Annotated in this window: 14 protein-coding genes; 10 read left to right on the plus strand and 4 right to left on the minus strand. The window is 43.1% G+C overall.

The window, feature by feature from the left end; all coding sequences use genetic code 11:
• Positions 1–274 precede the first annotated feature (274 nt).
• The 10 genes from fusA to pepC all read left to right on the plus strand — a co-directional run bounded on the left by fusA (position 275) and on the right by pepC (position 11,630).
• Positions 275–2,356 carry an elongation factor G gene (gene fusA, locus HT729_RS09580; RefSeq protein WP_172931965.1) on the plus strand — a complete coding sequence of 694 codons (2,082 nt, stop codon included), beginning with the start codon at positions 275–277 and terminating at the stop codon, positions 2,354–2,356.
• A 103-nt stretch (positions 2,357–2,459) separates the two neighbouring features.
• Complete coding sequence (locus HT729_RS09585; protein WP_172931966.1) at positions 2,460–6,851, plus strand: PolC-type DNA polymerase III; 4,392 nt, start codon at positions 2,460–2,462, stop codon at positions 6,849–6,851.
• Between the two features lie 37 nt (positions 6,852–6,888).
• Complete coding sequence (locus HT729_RS12195; protein ID WP_240164439.1) at positions 6,889–7,152, plus strand: hypothetical protein; 264 nt, start codon at positions 6,889–6,891, stop codon at positions 7,150–7,152.
• The gene (locus HT729_RS09590) at positions 7,118–7,567 is read left to right on the plus strand and encodes a hypothetical protein (RefSeq protein WP_240156667.1); all 450 of its coding nucleotides are present in this window, start codon (positions 7,118–7,120) and stop codon (positions 7,565–7,567) included. The genes HT729_RS12195 and HT729_RS09590 overlap by 35 nt, the downstream gene beginning before the upstream one ends.
• The gene (locus tag HT729_RS09595; protein ID WP_172931964.1) at positions 7,557–7,733 is read left to right on the plus strand and encodes a hypothetical protein; all 177 of its coding nucleotides are present in this window, start codon (positions 7,557–7,559) and stop codon (positions 7,731–7,733) included. Before HT729_RS09590 ends, HT729_RS09595 begins: the two co-directional genes overlap by 11 nt.
• Positions 7,734–7,754: 21 nt before the next feature.
• The gene (locus HT729_RS09600; protein WP_172931967.1) at positions 7,755–8,996 is read left to right on the plus strand and encodes an aminopeptidase; all 1,242 of its coding nucleotides are present in this window, start codon (positions 7,755–7,757) and stop codon (positions 8,994–8,996) included.
• 9 nt (positions 8,997–9,005) lie between these two features.
• The gene (locus HT729_RS09605; RefSeq protein ID WP_000901572.1) at positions 9,006–9,236 is read left to right on the plus strand and encodes a GlsB/YeaQ/YmgE family stress response membrane protein; all 231 of its coding nucleotides are present in this window, start codon (positions 9,006–9,008) and stop codon (positions 9,234–9,236) included.
• A 20-nt stretch (positions 9,237–9,256) separates the two neighbouring features.
• Positions 9,257–9,382 (plus strand): hypothetical protein, encoded by a 126-nt coding sequence (locus HT729_RS12480; protein ID WP_275690635.1) that lies wholly within the window; start codon positions 9,257–9,259, stop codon positions 9,380–9,382.
• A 79-nt stretch (positions 9,383–9,461) separates the two neighbouring features.
• Positions 9,462–10,184, plus strand: a complete 723-nt coding sequence (locus HT729_RS09610; protein ID WP_164227028.1) for a pseudouridine synthase — start codon at positions 9,462–9,464, stop codon at positions 10,182–10,184.
• A gap of 111 nt (positions 10,185–10,295) precedes the next feature.
• Positions 10,296–11,630 carry an aminopeptidase C gene (gene pepC / locus HT729_RS09615; RefSeq protein ID WP_172931968.1) on the plus strand — a complete coding sequence of 445 codons (1,335 nt, stop codon included), beginning with the start codon at positions 10,296–10,298 and terminating at the stop codon, positions 11,628–11,630.
• Positions 11,631–11,685: 55 nt separating this feature from the next.
• Here the strand turns inward: pepC and HT729_RS09620 are convergent, their stop codons facing one another.
• From HT729_RS09620 to adhP, 4 genes are all read right to left on the minus strand, one after another.
• Positions 11,686–12,597, minus strand: coding sequence for a PTS system mannose/fructose/sorbose family transporter subunit IID (locus HT729_RS09620; protein ID WP_050222832.1), 912 nt, complete (start codon positions 12,595–12,597; stop codon positions 11,686–11,688).
• A gap of 23 nt (positions 12,598–12,620) precedes the next feature.
• Positions 12,621–13,424: a PTS mannose/fructose/sorbose transporter subunit IIC gene (locus HT729_RS09625; RefSeq protein WP_050222833.1), complete on the minus strand. Its 804-nt coding sequence runs from the start codon at positions 13,422–13,424 to the stop codon at positions 12,621–12,623.
• A 27-nt stretch (positions 13,425–13,451) separates the two neighbouring features.
• The gene (locus HT729_RS09630) at positions 13,452–14,441 is read right to left on the minus strand and encodes a PTS sugar transporter subunit IIB (protein ID WP_172931969.1); all 990 of its coding nucleotides are present in this window, start codon (positions 14,439–14,441) and stop codon (positions 13,452–13,454) included.
• A gap of 233 nt (positions 14,442–14,674) precedes the next feature.
• A complete protein-coding gene (gene adhP, locus HT729_RS09635; protein WP_172931970.1) occupies positions 14,675–15,694 on the minus strand; it encodes an alcohol dehydrogenase AdhP in 1,020 nt (339 codons plus the stop codon).
• Between the last annotated feature and the right edge of the window lie 190 nt (positions 15,695–15,884).

Raw genomic sequence — 15,884 nt, forward strand, 5'->3', positions numbered from 1 at the left:
AAAATAGGAAACTGACGCAGTATTCGACGAATACAAGGAAGTTTATCTTTTTCACACAGCATCCCGTTCCAGCTCAAATCGGCTAACTAACTTTAGCCCGAGTTCAAATTAGCTAAATCGATTAGTATTAGCTATAACTCAACTTACCATCTCGTAAGTTGAAACCAACAATAGCATGAAAACATTGAGAACGGGTAGGTCCTGCCTATCCGTTTTTATTAAAATCGTGTTATAATAGAATAGAAATCAAAAATAAATAGGAGAAACAAACCTCATGGCACGCGAATTTTCACTTGAAAAAACTCGTAATATCGGTATCATGGCTCACGTCGATGCCGGTAAAACAACAACTACTGAGCGTATTCTTTACTACACTGGTAAAATCCACAAAATCGGTGAAACTCACGAAGGTGCGTCACAAATGGACTGGATGGAGCAAGAGCAAGAACGTGGTATCACTATCACATCTGCTGCAACAACAGCTCAATGGAACAACCACCGCGTAAACATCATCGACACACCAGGACACGTGGACTTCACAATCGAAGTACAACGTTCTCTTCGTGTATTGGATGGTGCGGTTACCGTTCTTGACTCACAATCAGGTGTTGAGCCTCAAACTGAAACAGTTTGGCGTCAAGCAACTGAGTATGGAGTTCCACGTATCGTATTTGCCAATAAAATGGACAAAATCGGTGCTGACTTCCTTTACTCTGTAAGCACACTTCACGATCGTCTTCAAGCAAATGCCCACCCAATCCAATTGCCAATCGGTTCTGAAGATGACTTCCGTGGTATCATCGACTTGATCAAGATGAAAGCTGAAATCTATACGAACGACCTTGGAACAGATATCCTTGAAGAAGACATCCCAGCTGAATACCTTGACCAAGCTCAAGAATACCGTGAAAAATTGATTGAAGCAGTTGCTGAAACTGATGAAGATTTGATGATGAAATACCTTGAAGGTGAAGAAATCACTAACGAAGAATTGAAAGCTGGTATCCGTAAAGCGACTATCAACGTTGAATTCTTCCCAGTATTGTGTGGTTCAGCCTTCAAGAACAAAGGTGTTCAATTGATGCTTGATGCGGTTATTGACTACCTTCCAAGCCCACTTGACATCCCAGCAATCAAAGGTATTAACCCAGATACAGACGCTGAAGAAACTCGTCCAGCATCTGATGAAGAGCCATTTGCAGCTCTTGCCTTCAAGATCATGACTGACCCATTCGTAGGTCGTTTGACATTCTTCCGTGTGTACTCAGGTGTGCTTCAATCAGGTTCATACGTATTGAACACTTCTAAAGGTAAACGTGAACGTATCGGACGTATCCTTCAAATGCACGCAAACAGCCGTCAAGAAATCGACACTGTTTATTCAGGTGATATCGCTGCTGCCGTTGGTTTGAAAGATACTACTACTGGTGACTCATTGACAGATGAAAAAGCTAAAATCATCCTTGAGTCAATCAACGTTCCAGAACCAGTTATCCAATTGATGGTTGAGCCAAAATCTAAAGCAGACCAAGACAAGATGGGTATCGCCCTTCAAAAATTGGCTGAAGAAGATCCAACATTCCGCGTTGAAACAAACGTTGAAACTGGTGAAACAGTTATCTCTGGTATGGGTGAGCTTCACCTTGATGTCCTTGTTGACCGTATGCGTCGTGAGTTCAAAGTTGAAGCGAACGTAGGTGCTCCTCAAGTATCTTACCGTGAAACATTCCGCGCTTCTACTCAAGCACGTGGATTCTTCAAACGTCAGTCTGGTGGTAAAGGTCAATTCGGTGATGTATGGATTGAATTTACTCCAAACGAAGAAGGTAAAGGATTCGAATTCGAAAACGCAATTGTCGGTGGTGTGGTTCCTCGTGAATTTATCCCAGCGGTTGAAAAAGGTTTGGTAGAATCTATGGCTAACGGTGTTCTTGCAGGTTACCCAATGGTTGACGTTAAAGCTAAGCTTTACGATGGTTCATACCACGATGTCGACTCATCTGAAACTGCCTTCAAGATCGCGGCTTCACTTGCCCTTAAAGAAGCTGCTAAATCAGCACAACCAGCTATCCTTGAACCAATGATGCTTGTAACAATCACTGTTCCAGAAGAAAACCTTGGTGATGTTATGGGTCACGTAACTGCTCGTCGTGGACGTGTAGATGGTATGGAGGCACATGGTAACAGCCAAATCGTTCGTGCTTACGTTCCACTTGCTGAAATGTTCGGTTACGCAACAGTTCTTCGTTCTGCATCTCAAGGACGTGGTACATTCATGATGGTATTTGACCACTACGAAGATGTACCTAAGTCAGTACAAGAAGAAATTATTAAGAAAAACAAAGGTGAAGACTAATCTGTCCTCACTCTAGAAGGAAGTCACTTAGTGGCTTCCTTTTGTCTTTAGAAAATACCTCTAAATATGGTAAAATAGTAGGAGAATAATGTGAGGAAAATGAATGTCAAACAGTTTTGAAATTTTGATGAATCAACTGGGGATGCCTGCTGAAATGAGACAGGATCCTGCTTTATCACAGGCCGATATTGAGCGAGTTGTGGTTCATAAAGTTAGTAAGGTATGGGAGTTTCATTTCGTATTTTCTAATATTTTACCGATTGAAATCTTTTTAGAATTAAAGAAAGGTTTGAGCGAAGAATTTTTTAAGACAGGCAATAAAGCTGTTTTCGAAATCAAGGCTCGGTCTCAAGAATTTTCAAATCAGCTCTTGCAGGCCTATTATAGAGAAGCTTTTTCTGAAGGGCCATGTGCTAGTCAAGGTTTTAAGTCCCTTTATCAAAATTTACAAGTTCGTGCTGAAGGCAATCAACTATTTATTGAAGGTTCAGAGGCGATTGATAAGGAACACTTTAAGAAAAATCATCTTCCTAATTTAGCGAAACAACTTGAAAAGTTTGGTTTTCCAACTTTTAATTGTCAAGTCGAGAAGAATGATGTCCTGACCCAAGAGCAGGAAGAGGCCTTTCATGCTGAAAATAAGCAGATTGTTCAAGCTGCCAATGAGGAAGCGCTCCGTGCTATGGAACAACTAGAACTGATGGCACCACCTCCAGCAGAAGAGAAACCAGCCTTTGATTTTCAAGCCAAAAAAGCTGTAGCTAAACCTAAGCTGGACAAGGCGGAGATTACTCCTATGATCGAAGTGACGACGGAGGAAAATCGTCTGGTCTTTGAAGGGGTTGTTTTTGATGTGGAGCAAAAAGTGACCAGAACAGGGCGTGTTTTGATCAACTTTAAAATGACAGACTACACTTCAAGTTTTTCTATGCAAAAGTGGGTTAAGAACGAGGAAGAAGCTCAGAAGTTTGATTTAATTAAGAAAAATTCTTGGCTCCGAGTTCGTGGGAATGTGGAGATGAATAACTTCACACGCGATTTGACTATGAACGTGCAGGATGTGCAGGAAGTTGTTCACTATGAGCGGAAGGATTTGATGCCAGAAGGTGAGCGTCGGGTTGAGTTTCATGCTCATACTAACATGTCGACCATGGATGCTCTACCAGAGGTTGAAGAAATCGTTGCGACAGCTGCTAAGTGGGGACACAAGGCGGTTGCCATCACGGACCATGGAAATGTTCAGTCTTTCCCACACGGCTATAAGGCGGCTAAGAAAGCGGGAATCCAGCTAATCTATGGAATGGAAGCCAATATCGTGGAGGACCGTGTCCCTATCGTCTATAACGAAGTGGGGATGGACTTGTCAGAAGCGACCTATGTGGTCTTTGACGTGGAAACGACGGGACTTTCAGCTATCTATAATGATTTGATTCAGGTTGCGGCCTCTAAGATGTACAAGGGGAATGTCATTGCTGAATTTGATGAATTTATCAATCCTGGGCATCCTTTGTCAGCTTTTACTACTGAGTTGACTGGAATTACAGATGACCATGTCAAAAATGCCAAACCACTAGAACAAGTTTTGCAAGAATTCCAAGAATTCTGCAAGGATACGGTCCTAGTTGCCCACAATGCGACCTTTGACGTTGGATTTATGAATGCCAACTATGAGCGTCATGGTCTTCCAAGGATTAGTCAGCCGGTTATTGATACACTTGAGTTTGCTAGAAATCTCTATCCTGAGTATAAACGTCATGGTTTGGGGCCTTTGACCAAGCGTTTTGGTGTGGCCTTGGAACATCACCACATGGCCAATTACGATGCGGAAGCTACTGGTCGTCTGCTCTTTATATTTATCAAAGAGGTAGCAGAAAAACATGGTGTGACCGATCTAGCTAGACTCAACATTGATTTGATTAGTCCAGATTCTTATAAAAAAGCTCGGATCAAGCATGCGACTATTTATGTCAAGAATCAGGTAGGTCTAAAAAATATCTTTAAGCTAGTTTCTTTGTCCAATACTAAGTACTTTGAAGGAGTGCCACGGATTCCGAGAACGGTTTTAGATGCCCATCGGGAAGGTTTGATTTTAGGTTCAGCTTGCTCCGAAGGTGAAGTTTTTGATGCAGTCGTTTCCCAAGGTGTGGATGCGGCGGTTGAGGTGGCCAAGTATTATGACTTTATCGAGGTCATGCCACCAGCTATCTATGCTCCCTTGATTGCCAAGGAGCAGATCAAGGATATGGAAGAACTACAGACCATTATCAAAAGTTTGATAGAAGTGGGAGACCGTCTTGGCAAGCCCGTTTTGGCTACGGGGAATGTCCACTATATCGAACCAGAAGAAGAGATTTACCGTGAAATTATCGTCCGTAGTTTGGGGCAGGGGGCTATGATTAACCGGACTATTGGTCATGGGGAACATGCCCAACCAGCACCACTTCCCAAGGCTCATTTTAGAACGACCAATGAAATGTTGGATGAATTTGCCTTCTTGGGAGAGGAATTAGCTCGGAAATTGGTTATTGAAAACACCAATGCCTTGGCAGAAATCTTTGAACCCGTTGAGGTTGTTAAGGGTGACTTGTACACGCCTTTCATCGACAAGGCTGAAGAAACAGTTGCTGAGTTGACCTATAAGAAAGCTTTTGAGATTTATGGAAATCCGCTGCCAGATATTGTTGATTTGCGGATTGAAAAAGAATTAACATCCATTCTGGGGAATGGATTTGCTGTGATTTATCTAGCCTCGCAGATGCTGGTGCAACGTTCTAATGAACGGGGTTACTTGGTTGGTTCCCGTGGATCTGTTGGTTCCAGTTTCGTTGCGACTATGATTGGGATTACGGAGGTTAATCCTCTCTCTCCTCACTATGTCTGTGGTCAGTGTCAGTATAGTGAGTTTATCACCGATGGTTCGTACGGTTCAGGTTTTGATATGCCCAATAAGGATTGTCCAAACTGCGGTCACAAACTCAGCAAAAATGGCCAGGATATTCCGTTTGAAACCTTCCTTGGTTTTGATGGAGACAAGGTTCCCGATATTGACTTGAACTTCTCGGGAGAAGATCAGCCTAGCGCCCACTTGGATGTGCGTGATATCTTTGGTGAGGAATATGCCTTCCGTGCAGGAACGGTTGGTACGGTGGCTGCCAAGACTGCCTATGGATTTGTCAAGGGTTACGAGCGAGATTATGGTAAGTTTTATCGTGATGCAGAGGTAGAACGCCTCGCTCAAGGTGCAGCTGGTGTCAAGCGGACGACAGGCCAACACCCGGGGGGAATCGTTGTTATTCCGAACTACATGGATGTCTATGATTTCACGCCTGTTCAGTATCCAGCGGATGACGTGACGGCTGAATGGCAGACCACTCACTTTAACTTCCATGATATCGACGAGAACGTCCTCAAACTCGATGTACTGGGACATGATGATCCGACCATGATTCGAAAACTCCAGGATTTGTCAGGGATTGATCCTAATGAAATTCCTATGGATGATGAAGGTGTGATGGCCCTCTTTTCTGGGACTGATGTGTTAGGGGTAACACCTGAGCAAATCGGAACGCCTACGGGCATGTTGGGGATTCCAGAGTTTGGAACTAACTTTGTCCGAGGGATGGTAGACGAGACGCATCCGACGACTTTTGCGGAGTTGCTGCAGTTGTCTGGTCTGTCTCACGGTACCGACGTTTGGCTGGGGAATGCCCAAGATTTGATCAAGCAAGGAATAGCGGACCTATCGACTGTTATCGGTTGTCGGGACGATATCATGGTTTACCTCATGCATGCTGGTCTCGAACCTAAGATGGCTTTTACCATTATGGAACGGGTACGTAAGGGTTTGTGGCTCAAGATTTCAGAAGAGGAGCGAAATGGCTATATCGAATCTATGAAGGCTAATAAGGTGCCAGAGTGGTATATCGAATCCTGTGGGAAAATCAAGTACATGTTCCCTAAAGCCCATGCGGCAGCCTACGTTATGATGGCCTTGCGTGTGGCCTACTTCAAGGTTCACCATCCCATTTATTACTACTGTGCTTACTTCTCCATTCGTGCTAAGGCTTTTGATATCAAGACCATGGGTGCGGGCTTGGATGCCATTAAGCGCAGAATGGAAGAAATCTCTGAAAAACGGAAGAACAATGAAGCCTCTAATGTGGAAATCGATCTTTATACAACTCTTGAGATTGTCAATGAGATGTGGGAACGAGGTTTCAAGTTTGGAAAACTCGATCTCTACCGTAGTCAGGCGACAGAGTTCCTTATCGATGGGGATACCCTCATCCCACCATTTGTAGCAATGGATGGTCTGGGAGAGAACGTTGCCAAGCAGTTAGTGCGAGCGCGTGAAGAGGGAGAATTCCTCTCTAAAACAGAACTACGCAAACGTGGCGGACTCTCATCAACCTTGGTTGAAAAGATGGATGAGATGGGGATTCTTGGAAATATGCCAGAGGATAATCAGTTGAGTTTGTTTGATGAGTTGTTTTAATAGTTTGAAATGTCTTGTGTAGGTTTGAGGTTGTATCATGATGGAAAAGAAAAAAAGAGCAACACCCTGGAAACCAGGGAAAGTTATTTCCATAAGTTTGCGAAATGGCGTTTACGTATTAGCACAAATGGTGCGTGATTCCTATCTGGTATTTTTCAACCATTTTAACGAGGAAAATAATTGGAAGGGAGTGACCTTGAAAGAGGAGGATATCCTCTTTTGTAAGGCTGTTACTCGCCAGTTTCTACGCTATAGTCCTGTAGCGATTGTCAAAGAAGTTACCCCCCCTGTTAAATTATGAACTGCCTAAAGAATGGATTTATAGCCATATTGGAGGGCATCCTATTACTGTTTCGGTAAAGGGAAGGGAGCGCCAACTTGCTGGTTTTGGTAGACGTTGTTCTTTGGTCCTGGCGGATAAAGACAGTGGACTACCAGAAGATAATCCACTTATGGGACTCTTCCAAACCTATATCATATCAGATATCAAAGAACAGGATTGGGATCGGGTAGGTCAGGCTGAACTTATGTCTATTGAAGTATTTCCAACACTCAACGAACGTCTCTATCTTTGCTTTCTTTATGGGAAAAATATAAATCCAGAACAAGATATCTCTTTAGGAAAGCCTCTGCCTGATGACTATGAAACCTATATAGATATCCTCACAAATAGTCCAGAGGCACGACGCCTCTACCTAGGAGAGCATGAAGAATAAGAAAGGACATTTCATAAAACTAAGAATTTTTGCGGAAGATAAGCCGGCTGAGAAGGTCTTTGAATATCAATTAGAGCTTGCTGATCGTACAATTCTTCTATCGACAGCACTCTTGTCAGGTGCTATTGCTTTAGCAGGAATCTTTTCTGCTTTGAAAGAAAAATAAAAATAGAAAAGAGAAAATTACATGGTTTTACCAAATTTTAAAGAAAATCTAGAAAAATATGCGAAATTATTGGTTGCGAACGGAATTAACGTGCAACCTGGTCACACTTTGGCTCTCTCTATCGATGTGGAGCAACGTGAGTTGGCTCACTTAATCGTCAAAGAAGCTTATGCTTTGGGTGCACATGAGGTTATCGTTCAGTGGACAGATGATGTCATTAACCGTGAGAAATTCCTCTATGCGCCAATGGAGCGTTTGGACAATGTGCCAGAATACAAGATTGCTGAGATGAACTATCTTTTGGAGAACAAGGCTAGCCGTCTTGGAGTTCGTTCATCTGATCCAGGTGCCTTGAACGGAGTGGACGCTGACAAGCTTTCAGCTTCTGCTAAAGCTATGGGACTTGCCATGAAGCCTATGCGTATCGCAACTCAATCTAACAAGGTTAGCTGGACTGTAGCAGCCGCTGCTGGACTTGAGTGGGCTAAGAAAGTCTTTCCAAATGCTGCGAGCGATGAAGAAGCAGTCGATCTCCTTTGGGACCAAATTTTCAAAACTTGCCGTGTCTACGAAGCAGATCCTGTTAAGGCTTGGGAAGAGCATGCAGCTATCCTCAAGAGCAAGGCTGATATGCTTAATAAAGAGCAATTTTCAGCCCTTCACTACACAGCGCCAGGGACAGATTTGACCCTTGGATTGCCAAAGAACCACGTTTGGGAATCAGCTGGTGCTGTCAATGCACAGGGCGAAGAATTCTTGCCAAATATGCCGACAGAAGAGATCTTCACAGCGCCTGACTTCCGTCGTGCAGATGGTTATGTCACTTCTACAAAACCGCTTAGTTATAACGGAAATATCATCGAAGGCATTAAGGTGACCTTTAAGGATGGACAAATCGTAGATATCACTGCTGAGAAGGGTGATCAGGTTATGAAAGACCTTGTCTTTGAAAATGCGGGTGCGCGTGCCTTGGGTGAATGTGCCTTGGTACCAGATCCAAGTCTAATTTCTCAGTCAGGCATTACCTTCTTTAACACCCTTTTCGATGAAAATGCGTCAAACCACTTGGCTATCGGTGCAGCCTATGCGACTAGCGTTGTTGATGGAGCGGAGATGAGCGAAGAGGAGCTTGAAGCTGCAGGGCTTAACCGTTCAGATGTTCACGTAGACTTTATGATTGGTTCTAACCAAATGGATATCGATGGTATTCGTGAGGATGGAACGCGAGTACCTCTTTTCCGTAATGGGAATTGGGCAAATTAAGGAGATAATATGTTAGGAAGTATGTTCGTTGGTCTCCTAGTGGGATTTTTAGCAGGTACTCTAACCAATCGTGGAGAGCGAATGGGTTGCTTTGGGAAAATGTTTCTCGGTTGGATTGGTGCCTTTATAGGGCATTTGCTTTTTGGGACTTGGGGACCGATAATAGCAGGAACTGCCATCATTCCGGCAGTACTAGGTTCCATGATTGTCTTAGCGATTTTCTGGAGACGAGGAAGTTAATTTCTTAAATCTGATACTCAATGAAAATCAAAGAGCAAACTAGGAAACTAGCCGCAGGTTGCTCAAAACACTGTTTTGAGGTTGCAGATAGAACTGACGAAGTCAGTAACATATATCTACGGCAAGGCGACCTTGACGCGGTTTGAAGAGATTTTTGAAGAGTATGAAACGAAAAGGAGGTTGGTCATTGTACCAGCCTCCTTTTGAGTATGATATAATAGTTCTATGAGATTAGATAAATTTTTAGTTGCCTGCGCTGTGGGAAGTCGGACTGAGGTCAAAAACTTGCTCAAGGCTGGGCGCGTGACGGTAAATGGTAAAAAAGAAAAGTCAGCTAAATTGCAGATTGATGAAGAAAGAGATGAGATTCGCTTTGACGAGCAGGTGCTGGAGTATGAAGAATTTGTCTACTACATGATGAACAAGCCCCAAGGAGTTATTTCAGCGACTGAGGATCCTAAGCACAGAACGGTGTTGGATTTGCTGGATGATATTGCTCGGAGCAAGGAAGTTTTCCCAGTAGGGCGCTTGGATATTGACACGCATGGTCTTTTGCTCTTGACCAATGATGGTCAGCTGGCTCATGCTCTTCTTTCACCTAAGCGTCATGTGGACAAGACCTATCTGGCTCAGGTCAAGGGAATTATGACCCAAGAAGATGTGGAGACATTTGCCAAGGGCATTCCGCTCAAAGACTTTACCTGTCAGCCCGCTAGACTGGAGATTCTTTCCACAGATGCAGAAAAGAATCAGAGCCAAATCCGTGTGACCATTGCAGAAGGGAAGTTTCATCAGGTCAAGCGTATGGTGGCCTACTGTGGCAAGGAAGTAGTAGACTTGCAACGTTTGACTATGGGAACGCTAGTATTAGATGAGAACCTAGAACGAGGGGAATGGCGTCGCTTGACCAAGGAAGAATTAGAAATTCTCCTTGCTAGTATTGCTTAATTTGATTTATATTCTAAAAAGGTGAGGGAGAATATCCTCTCCTTTTATGTTTTTCAGTTGCTTCCTTTGTGAAAAGAGTTATAATAGACTGTAGAATAAAAGGAGGAATCTATGAACGCAATTCAAGAATCATTTACTGATAAACTATTTGCCAATTATGAAGCAAATGTAAAATACCAAGCGATTGAAAATGCTGCCAGCCACAACGGAATTTTTGCAGCTCTAGAACGTCGCCAAAGCCATGTAGACAACACACCTGTTTTCTCATTGGATTTGACCAAGGACAAGGTTACTAACCAGAAAGCATCTGGTCGTTGCTGGATGTTTGCGGCTCTCAACACCTTCCGCCACAAGCTCATCTCACAATACAAACTAGAAAATTTTGAGTTATCACAGGCCCACACCTTCTTCTGGGACAAGTATGAGAAATCAAACTGGTTCTTGGAGCAAGTCATTGCGACTGCAGACCAAGACTTGACGAGCCGTAAGGTTAAATTCCTACTTCAAACACCTCAACAAGATGGTGGTCAATGGGATATGGTGGTATCTCTCTTTGAAAAATATGGTGTCGTGCCTAAGTCAGTTTACCCTGAGTCAGTTTCATCTAGTAGCAGTCGTGAGCTAAATGCCATTCTCAACAAATTGCTTCGTCAAGATGCTCAAATTTTGCGTGACTTGCTTGCTTCTGGCGCAGACCAAGCGACTGTTCAAGCTAAAAAAGAAGACCTCTTGCAAGAAATCTTTAACTTCCTTGCCATGTCACTAGGCCTTCCACCACGTACATTTGACTTTGCCTATCGTGATAAGGATAACAACTACCAAAGTGAAAAGAGCATTACTCCACAAGAATTTTACAAGAAATATGTCAATCTTCCGCTAGAAGACTACGTTTCTGTTATCAATGCTCCAACTGCTGACAAGCCTTACGGCAAATCTTATACAGTTGAGATGTTAGGAAATGTGGTTGGTAGCCGTGCGGTTCGCTACATCAACGTTCCTATGGAGCGCTTGAAAGAGTTGGCAATTGCTCAAATGCAAGCAGGTGAGACTGTTTGGTTTGGTTCAGATGTCGGTCAGCTCAGCAACCGCAAAGCTGGAATTCTTGCGACAGATGTTTATGACTTTGAATCAAGCATGGACATTAAACTCACTCAAGACAAGGCTGGACGTTTGGACTACAGCGAAAGCTTAATGACCCACGCTATGGTCTTGACAGGTGTTGACTTGGATGAAAATGGTAAGTCAACCAAGTGGAAGGTTGAAAACTCTTGGGGAGATAAGGTAGGTACAGATGGTTACTTTGTTGCCTCAGACGCTTGGATGAACGAATACACTTACCAAATCGTTGTTCGCAAAGAATTGCTGACAGCAGAAGAACAAGCTGCTTACGAAGCAGAACCAATTGTGCTTGCACCATGGGATCCAATGGGAGCCTTGGCCGAATAAAAGTATAGAAAAAAGGAATCAGATTTTAGAACCTGGTTCCTTTTAAGTTGCTTGATTACATGATGTGAAGAACATGTGCCACAATACCCACTGCGAAGAGGGCAAGGATAATAGTGATTGGAGATACTTTTTTCTTAAGCAAGTACATGCAAAGTAAAGTAAGGAGTAGTCCTGATAGTCCAGGAATCAACATATCCAAGTTTTGTTGGAAAGTAGTAACTTTTTCAGGTGTTTGAGACAATCCTTGTCCTACTTGTGCGAATGCTTCTTGGATACCTTTAGACCCTTCTGGCAATTTATCCCAATGGATATAAGCCTTTTCATCTAGTTGAACTTTGGAAACATCGAAAGCAAATTTAATATTTACCCAGCGTTGAACAAGGACAGCAAGAATGAACATCCCAAGGATAGAAGCACCTTTAGTGATGTCTTGAAGGATACCGCCAGACATATCTTTAGTGATTTCTGATCCAGCCTTGTATCCAACCTCTTGAACATACCACAAGAATGACATACGAATCAAGTTCCATGCGACAAAGAAGAGGAGTGGGCCTAAGATATTGCCAGTAAGGGCAAGTGAAGCACCGAGAGATCCAAGGATTGGACGTACTGTAAACCAGAATACTGGGTCACCGATACCAGCAAGAGGTCCCATCATACCGATTTTAACCCCTTGGATAGCAGCGTCATCGATTTCCACACCGTTAGCACGTTCTTCTTCAAGCGCAAGAGTAACCCCCATGATTGGAGCAGCTACGTATGGATGAGTGTTGAAGAACTCAAGGTGACGCTCAAGAGCAGCGATTTGATCTTCTTTTTTAGTATAGAGTTTTTTGATAGCTGGAATGAGTGTATAAGCCCAGCCTAAGTTTTGCATCCGTTCAAAGTTCCAAGACCCTTGTAAGAAGGTTGAACGCCACCAAACTTTTTTACGATCTGATTTAGTTAATTGAAGTTTTTCAGTCATGATGTTTTCAGTCCTTTCTTATCTTAGTAGTCTTCTAGGATATCGCCGATTGGGTCGTTAGAAGTTGCAGCTCCTCCGCCACCATTTCCACCAGTTTTAGAAAGGTGAAGGTAGATAAGCGCGATAGCAACACCGATAGCACCGAATCCGATTAGAGTAATGTCTGATACGGCAGCAAGAACGAAACCAAGAGCGAAGAATGGCCATACTTCACGAGTTGCCATCATGTTGATAACCATGGCGTAACCAACGGCAACGACCATACCACCACCGATAGCCATACCATCTTTGAGCCAGTCTGGCATAGCACTAAGGATACTTTGTACAGTTTCAGTTGGTACCATAAGGAGAAGAGCTGCAGGAAGCGCAATACGAAGTCCTTGGAAAAGTAGCGCAATAAAATGCGCACGCTCCACAGCGCCGAAGTCACCTTTTTTAGCAGCAGCATCTGCAGTATGAACCAAACCAACTGAGATTGTACGAACAATCATAGTTAAGAATAGACCAGCAACGGCAAGAGGGATAGCAACCGCTTGGGCAACACCGATACCTGTCTTGGTAAAGTCACCACCAAGAACCATGATAATGGCAGCAGCGACAGAAGCAAGTGCAGCATCAGGAGCGATAGCAGCACCGATATTTGACCAACCAAGGGCAATCATTTGAAGCGATCCACCGAGGATAATCCCTGCTTCCAAGTGACCTGTTACAAGCCCAATAAGGGTACAGGCTACAAGTGGTTGGTGAAATTGGAATTGGTCGAGGACACCTTCAAGACCTGCAAGGAAGGCTACAACGACTACTAAAACCATAGAAATAATAGACATGTTTAAAATCCTTTCATAAATAATGGCTTATTTGACATTGGCTTTGTTAATCAAGTCAAACAAATCTTTTTTAGAATCATTTGGTACTTTACGGACATCAAATTCAACACCCAAGTCACGCATTTTTTCAAATGTAGCAACGTCTTCTTTGTCCATAGACAAAACAGTATTGACCAATGTTTTACCTGTTGAGTGAGCCATAGAACCAACGTTAAGAGTCTTGATTGGCACGCCGCCTTCGATGGCACGAAGGGCATCTTGAGGTGTTTCAAACAAGATAAGGGCATGTGTTTCTCCAAAACGTGGGTCTTTTGAAACCTCAATCAGTTTTTGAATTGGAACCACGTTAGCCTTGACATTACCTGGAGCTGCTTGTTTAATCAATTCTTTACGAAGGTCGTCTTTAGCTACGTTATCTGAAGCAACGATGATACGATTTGCTTTTGAATCTGGAGTCCAAGCAGTTGCAACCTGGCCGTGAAGTAGACGTGTGTCAAGACGGGCAAGATTGATTTTCAATTTACCGTCTCCGATGACAGTTCCTTCTGGGATAGCAGCTTGGGCAACTGGAGTAGCTGCAGCGCTTGCTACTTCCTCAACTGGGTTTAGCTCTTCTGGAAGAGCTTTGATGCCATCTTTGGCTTCTTTAATGATATTAGCAGCGACTTTTTCTACACCTGCAGCAGCGTCCATGAGGCGCTCTGTATAGGCTTGAATCAACATCGGTAAGTTCAGTCCTGTGATGATGGCAAACTTACGCTCAGGATTTTCTCCCATCACGCGGCTAGCTTGGTTAAATGGAGATCCACTCCAAAGGTCAGCCAAAACTAGAACCTCATCTTCTGCGTCAAATGCAGCAACAGCGTTATTAAACTTAGCGTATAGATCATCAGGGCCTTCATTTGGCATAAAGGTTACAACTTGAACCTTTTCTTGTTCACCAAAGATCATAGATCCTGACTGATGAATACCCGCAGCAAATTCGCCGTGGCTCGCAATAATGATTCCGATACTCATTATTGTCATTCCTCCTTTTTTGTTTTAGTTTTCGTTTAAGAAAACTTTAAGACTTTTTAAGTATAAACCGTTTTCATCTAAAAAGCAACTATTTATCATAAAAAATTAAAAAGCTTTTATTTGCAGATGTTGATATATTGAGTTTTTGAGGAGTAATTTTGAATCCACATTTAAAAATTTAATATAAAAAAGTTGGAAGACGCTTCCAACTTTTAAAATAGGTTTCTATTAGATTAGTGGGTGAAGTCGAGTACCATACGTCCTTGGATTTGACCTTTTTCCATTTCGTCGAAAACGGCTACCGCATCTTCTACTGGACGTTTTTGGACAACTGGGACTACCAAACCTTCTGCACCGAATTGGAAGGCTTCTTCCAAGTCTTTACGAGTTCCTACAAGAGAACCGATGACTTGGATTCCATCTAGGACTGTTTTCACAATGCTGAGTTCCATCATTTCAGAAGGAAGACCAACAGCAACCACGCGACCACCGGCACGAACGGAGTCAACAGCCTGGTTGAAGGCAACTTTAGATACAGCAGTTACGACAGCTGAATGAGCTCCGCCATCAGTTTTTTCCTTGATGAGTCCAGGTACATCATCAACTTCTAGGCCGTTAATAACAATGTCAGCACCTACTTCTTTTGCAAGGGTAAGTTTGTCATTGTTGATATCAACTGCGATGACATGAGCATTAAATACTTTTTTAGCATATTGAACTGCGAGGTTTCCAAGCCCACCAGCACCATAAAGGACAACCCATTGGCCTGGTTCAACTTTTGCTTCTTTAATAGCTTTATAGGTTGTTACGCCAGCACATGTGATAGAAGAAGCTTGGGCTGGATCAAGTCCGTCAGGAACTTTAACAGCATAGTCTGCAGTTACGATACATTGTTCAGCCATACCACCATCTACTGAGTAGCCAGCATTTTTCACTGTACGGCAAAGGGTTTCGCGACCAGTTGTACAGTATTCGCAAGTGCCACATCCTTCAAAGAACCAAGCAACGCTGACGCGGTCACCGACTTTAAGGCTTTTCACATCTGGGGCAATTTCTTTAACGATACCAACACCTTCGTGGCCAAGAACACGTCCTGGTACTTGACCAAAGTCACCATGGGCAACGTGGAGGTCAGTGTGGCAAACACCACAGTATTCAATTTCTACAAGTGCTTCCCCAGTTTCAAGTGGACGGAGCACTTTTTCTTCAACAGCAACACCAGTGCTTTCTGGATTTACAACAACAGCTTTCATAGCTATCCTCCTTTATATTGACCGAGAACAGGGACAACGGGACTGGATTGATTTTATGTCAACAGAGTCGAGTGTGACGAGCTCTCTTGTATTTATATGTGAATTATATCACAAAAGAAAGCCTTTTCCAAGGTTTTGGAGGCAAAAAGTAGAACAATCGATTAATACTAAACTAAAATAAAAAAGCATT

This window comes from Streptococcus sp. 79, assembly GCF_013277425.1.
Lineage (GTDB): Bacteria > Bacillota > Bacilli > Lactobacillales > Streptococcaceae > Streptococcus > Streptococcus pseudopneumoniae.

What these genes read in the sequence shown, in the direction of transcription:
- adhP (WP_172931970.1), bottom strand. Translation starts at nt 15,694, where the DNA reads ATGAAAGCTGTTGTTGTAAATCCAGAAAGCACTGGTGTTGCTGTTGAA.
- HT729_RS09600 (WP_172931967.1), top strand. Translation starts at nt 7,755, where the DNA reads ATGGTTTTACCAAATTTTAAAGAAAATCTAGAAAAATATGCGAAATTA.
- HT729_RS09610 (WP_164227028.1), top strand. Translation starts at nt 9,462, where the DNA reads ATGAGATTAGATAAATTTTTAGTTGCCTGCGCTGTGGGAAGTCGGACT.
- pepC (WP_172931968.1), top strand. Translation starts at nt 10,296, where the DNA reads ATGAACGCAATTCAAGAATCATTTACTGATAAACTATTTGCCAATTAT.
- HT729_RS09620 (WP_050222832.1), bottom strand. Translation starts at nt 12,597, where the DNA reads ATGACTGAAAAACTTCAATTAACTAAATCAGATCGTAAAAAAGTTTGG.
- fusA (WP_172931965.1), top strand. Translation starts at nt 275, where the DNA reads ATGGCACGCGAATTTTCACTTGAAAAAACTCGTAATATCGGTATCATG.
- HT729_RS09595 (WP_172931964.1), top strand. Translation starts at nt 7,557, where the DNA reads ATGAAGAATAAGAAAGGACATTTCATAAAACTAAGAATTTTTGCGGAA.
- HT729_RS09605 (WP_000901572.1), top strand. Translation starts at nt 9,006, where the DNA reads ATGTTAGGAAGTATGTTCGTTGGTCTCCTAGTGGGATTTTTAGCAGGT.
- HT729_RS09630 (WP_172931969.1), bottom strand. Translation starts at nt 14,441, where the DNA reads ATGAGTATCGGAATCATTATTGCGAGCCACGGCGAATTTGCTGCGGGT.
- HT729_RS12480 (WP_275690635.1), top strand. Translation starts at nt 9,257, where the DNA reads ATGAAAATCAAAGAGCAAACTAGGAAACTAGCCGCAGGTTGCTCAAAA.
- HT729_RS09585 (WP_172931966.1), top strand. Translation starts at nt 2,460, where the DNA reads ATGTCAAACAGTTTTGAAATTTTGATGAATCAACTGGGGATGCCTGCT.
- HT729_RS12195 (WP_240164439.1), top strand. Translation starts at nt 6,889, where the DNA reads ATGATGGAAAAGAAAAAAAGAGCAACACCCTGGAAACCAGGGAAAGTT.
- HT729_RS09625 (WP_050222833.1), bottom strand. Translation starts at nt 13,424, where the DNA reads ATGTCTATTATTTCTATGGTTTTAGTAGTCGTTGTAGCCTTCCTTGCA.